3 protein-coding genes and 1 riboswitch are annotated in these 4,700 nt (G+C 41.5%); of the genes, 2 read left to right on the top strand and 1 reads right to left on the bottom strand.

Annotated features, from left to right (window positions below; all coding sequences use genetic code 11):
• The first annotated feature begins 707 nt into the window (after positions 1–707).
• Positions 708–940: riboswitch (cobalamin riboswitch) on the top strand.
• A 55-nt stretch (positions 941–995) separates the two neighbouring features.
• Positions 996–2,942: a TonB-dependent receptor gene (locus tag AAFM34_RS20365; protein WP_341666011.1), complete on the top strand. Its 1,947-nt coding sequence runs from the start codon at positions 996–998 to the stop codon at positions 2,940–2,942.
• Between the two features lie 110 nt (positions 2,943–3,052).
• Entirely contained in the window at positions 3,053–3,883 is an 831-nt protein-coding gene (gene murI, locus AAFM34_RS20360) for a glutamate racemase (protein WP_341666008.1), read from the top strand.
• Here the strand turns inward: murI and AAFM34_RS20355 are convergent.
• Positions 3,849–4,289 (bottom strand): RNA-binding protein, encoded by a 441-nt coding sequence (locus AAFM34_RS20355; RefSeq protein ID WP_239174093.1) that lies wholly within the window; start codon positions 4,287–4,289, stop codon positions 3,849–3,851. The genes murI and AAFM34_RS20355 overlap by 35 nt on opposite strands.
• Between the last annotated feature and the right edge of the window lie 411 nt (positions 4,290–4,700).

Raw genomic sequence — 4,700 nt, 5'->3', positions numbered from 1 at the left:
CACATGCATATTAAATGGCTGAACTGTAACAAGTTACATTGAAATCATCACTGTGTAAAAACAGGGGATAAAAACCAAAAAGCACCCACTAATTCACTAATGAATTGGTGCAAATATCTAAAGACGCATTTAAAGGAACTACAAGGCTAGTGAAAACGACAGTTTTTACTGGCAGAAGATAATTGTGGTTTTGTGATGGGGTTTGCAGTATGGGTTGGGGCCGTTTAGTATCTCGGCCGTGGTTTTGCCCCAATAAGTTTGCTAGGACTAACACTATCGTTCATTCATTCCCTACACTCTTTGACTTAATTGAATTAATACCACCATTATAAATTATGGTTGCTTATCTATATCACCAAAGCTCTCGCGTCATTGAAAAATGACACGTTACTCATCTAGAATGGTTTATGCAAATTGTATCTCCAGTGACTCATGTTGAAGGAGGAGTGTTGGCGTAATCATTGCTGCATGGATAGAATTGCCAATTATGATAAAATCTCATGTTCAACTTTATTAAAATTCAATATCTTAAATTGGTAATCATATGAGTTATCTATTACTCTACGTTTTGGCAGGTATTAGCCGCCTATACATCCGATGCATACTAGTTTTAAGAATGTCAGTTTGTCATTTCTTAAATGGTCTAAAGGAATAAAAAATTAGATAGACCGAAAGTAAATGTGAAAAACTTAGACGCTTAATTGAGTTATAGGTGTCTTCATGCTGATTTAGGTGTAATTGCTTGTTAATAAAGCCTTTTGCTCTCACTTGTCTAGTTTTTTTACGTTTTCTTTCCCAACTGTATGGGCATGACGCGCAGCGGTAAGAGAGAACGAAAGCTCCCATGACACTGAATGAAGCATCATTTGGGAAGTCGAGTGATTAGGCGGCATAGCCACGCTCTTGAGTCCGAATACCTGCCAGCGACTGAGCAGTGGTATTGGAGTGCAACACTCCAAGCTCGGTAGGACTTACGCGATTTAGGAACGACAACAATGAACCGAACAATGTTAGCGATGACAGTAACATCGCTGCTTCCCCATGCCTCTCTTTTATATGCCCAAGAACGAGCTGTTGATGACACTATGGTTATTTTGGCCAAAAGTGACTTTAACAATTCGATAGAAGATATCCCTTCTAATGTCACTGTGATTGACTCAAATGATATAGCGGCGAGTGGTGCTAAGAGTCTTGATACTTTATTGCGAGCTAGAGCGGGTATTCAGATTTCTGACACAAATAGTGGTCCTTCATTTGCCATGCGAGGTTTTAGTGGTGGACAGGCTTCAAGCAACACCCTTATCCTCGTTGACGGCCGTCGTTTAAACAAACTAGATATCTCAACGCAGCAAATTAGCTCAAATCAAGTCTCTCAGATTGAACGGATAGAAATTTTGTCAGGTAGTGCAGGTGTATTATATGGCGATCAAGCGGTTGGCGGGGTTATTAATATCATCACTAAAGAGAGCAAGGAGGATGAAGGCAATCTTTCGCTAAGCATGGGAAGTTTTGATTCTTTGGCTGGCGCTGTCGATATATCTAAAAAATTAACTGATAGATGGAGCTTATTTCTGAGTGCCAATCAGGACAATACTGACAATTACCGCGAGCACAACCGGCGGGAATCTGGAATGTTACTCACTCGCATTAATTATGTTAAAGATGATACAAAGTTCTACACAGAAGCAAGTTATTACGACAACAACCGAGAGACTCCAGGAAAGTTAACCAAAGAGCAGTATGAGCAAGATCCAACCCAATCCATCTCACTTTATCCGACCGACTATAGTCATGAAATAACCAAAGCGCTACGTATCGGCTATCAATTTAATCCAAGTGACTCTTGGCTATTTGGTACAGACATTATTTATGATAACACTACGGGTTCTGGTATCGCTTGGGGGGGGGAGGAAAGTAGCTCAGGCAAGCAATTGTTAGGGGCGGTTACGGCAGAGAAGCAATTATTAAATGACTCTGGTCAGGGGAACATTCTGATCGGATTTGAAGGAGCTGAACGAGATTTGGCTTATAAAATTTCTAGTACAGAACGTGCGCTTGAACAACAGATGTTAAGCGCTTATGGGCAGCTGAATATACCTATCGTTGCTAAGCTAACCTTAACAACTGGTGCGCGTTATAGTCGTGTAACCGACAACATTTACGATGTGACTGTTTATCCGGATACAGAGAAGTTACCTGAAAGTCAAGATGCCTATGAGCTTGGTTTTAACTACAAGCTTAATGAATCACAGCGAGTGTATCTGAGAGGTGAGAGTAACTTTAGGTTTGCTAAGATTGATGAACAAGCTTATACCTCTCCTGGTGTCATGGGGCTAAAGCCTCAAACTGGCAAGTCTATCGAGGCGGGCTGGGGATTAATCAAAAATGATTTTAGTGTCAAGGTAGATGTATTCAACCTTCGATTGGAAAATGAAATAAGATATGACCCAAATGCCCCAGGACCAACTGGTTCCAAGGGGGCTAATGTTAACGCTGATAAATCCGAGCGTAATGGTGTGAGTGTCAGTGGTGATGTGTATCTTCAGCAAGATATCCAACTAGGCATGGAATACAGTTTAATTGATGCTGAATTCACCGCTGGTGAGTATGAGGGGAATAAACTTCCTTGGGTTGCTCGCAGCAGTGGTCGTATTTTTACGACTTATGAGATTAACTATAACTGGCAATTTTTTGTCGAGGGTGTTTATACCGGTACACGCTACAAAGATGGTGATAAAGCTAATAGTTCTGATAAATTGCCCGCATATTGGTTAGCAAATACAGCACTGAATTTTACGCAAGATGTTTGGTCAGCAAGTCTTCGAATCGATAATCTGCTTGACGAACAGTATCCTTCTAGTGCTTATGTTGGGTCCTATGCTGAGTCATATTACCCTGGTGATGGCCGCAAAGTGATGCTGACTGGTACCTACAAGTTCTAAATACATCAGAGACCGCCTTCGGGCGGTTTTGTTTAGTAGTTACTAGCCAAATCGACAATACTTAATCTCACTCATTTAATGAAAAGATTGCCAAATTGAGCTTAGTGAGTATGATTGGCCAATCGAATAGTGTGGGTTACCAAGTGTCGCAACAAACAAAAATCCTAATCTTTGACTCTGGAGTCGGCGGGCTATCAGTGTTTAAAGAGATAGAGGCAAAACTGCCAGCGCTTAATTACTTTTATATTTTTGATAATGCTGCTTACCCATATGGTGAGCTAGAGCATGACACTCTTACCGCGCGTGTTGAGACGCTGGTTTGTCAATATGTAGAAAAGCTCGAGATTGATCTTGTTGTGATTGCATGTAATACCGCCAGCACGATTGTTTTGCCTTCGCTGCGCGCCAAGTTATCTATACCTGTGGTCGGTGTGGTACCTGCCATTAAGCCCGCATCCAACCTTGCCAATAAAGCTGTTGGTCTTATTGCCACTCCCGCCACTGTCACTCGCGAATACACCCATGACTTAATCAGGGACTTCTCCAAGACCAAGCCTGTGGAGCTGTTAGGCTCGACATTATTGGTTGATATGGCCGAGGAAAAACTGCGCGGGAGAGAGCTGTCGCAGCTAGAGTTACAGCAAGCGCTAGAGCCCATGGCAGGCAAGATAGATGTTGCCGTGCTGGGCTGTACCCATTTCCCTCTTATCAAACAAGAAATCCAACATGTATTGGGTGAGCATGTATTGCTGGTTGATTCAGGAGAAGCAATTGCTCGTCGAGTACAAGAGTTACTCGGAAAAGACGGCTTTAGTGATAATGGTGAAAAAGGGAAGCGTGAGATATTCTCAACGGCTCCTCCATATGCTGAAGGAGCGTTGAATAAAGCGTTACAGGGATGGGGCTTTAGTCCTGTTCAACTTGAGATTTTGGATCGTTAGCAATTCGAACTTTTAAAGTACGCTGCATATAATCCTTTTCATTTAATCCTTCTATTGCTTTGACAACGTCTGTTGCAGCCATTACTACAAAACCAAATCCTCGCCTTTTTCCGGTTCTTTTATCCTTCATAAGGCGCACCGCAAAAACCTCACCATGCTTGGCAAACAAATCTTTTACGTGCGACTCATTTGCTTTATATGGCAGATTTCCTACGTATAGGGTTTTCGTTGTAGTGTCATTGCTGGTTACTGGCTTGGATGAGGTGTTTGAAAATCTAATAACAAAAGTGGAAACAAAAACACCGACAACAAAGCTGAGTGCAGGGTGAACATCAACCTGTGAAAAGATAATTGCGCCCAATATAGCTAAGGCGGCAATCATTAACATTGATTTATTTGAACTCATATTGGGAAACAACTTCGTAAGTTAAGAATAAAATGCCTAAGCATTATTGACATAGACACACAGATCTTACGTATACGGTTGTTGTTTTTCCAACCTATTGGTGTGACATGACTCAAATGTTGCAATTTTATCCTAATTTTAAGCGATTTGGTCTATTTTTGAGCACTCAAACAATAAGGTAAAAAAAATCCTTGTGATCCTTGTCATTGTCCATATAATGCCGCCTCACCGAAACGAAGCAGGGTCACCTCTGATTTATTCGGTGCGACTAGAGAAGAAAGTGTTAAAAAGCTCTTGACTTTAGTAAAAAAATGCGTAGCATACGCATCCCTAACAACGCGGCATAACGCCTTGTTAGAACGCTCTTTAACAAACTAAACCTATCAATCTGTGTGGGCACTCGTTGATGAT

Origin of the sequence: Vibrio sp., assembly GCF_038138445.1 — a bacterium.
Classification (GTDB): Bacteria; Pseudomonadota; Gammaproteobacteria; order Enterobacterales; family Vibrionaceae; genus Vibrio.
This window is presented reverse-complemented; position numbering and strand designations above follow the sequence as displayed.

Bases quoted from the DNA above. Each gene is read 5' to 3' on its own strand.
- AAFM34_RS20365 (WP_341666011.1), top strand. From the start codon at position 996: ATGAACCGAACAATGTTAGCGATGACAGTAACATCGCTGCTTCCCCAT.
- murI (WP_341666008.1), top strand. From the start codon at position 3,053: ATGATTGGCCAATCGAATAGTGTGGGTTACCAAGTGTCGCAACAAACA.
- AAFM34_RS20355 (WP_239174093.1), bottom strand. From the start codon at position 4,289: ATGAGTTCAAATAAATCAATGTTAATGATTGCCGCCTTAGCTATATTG.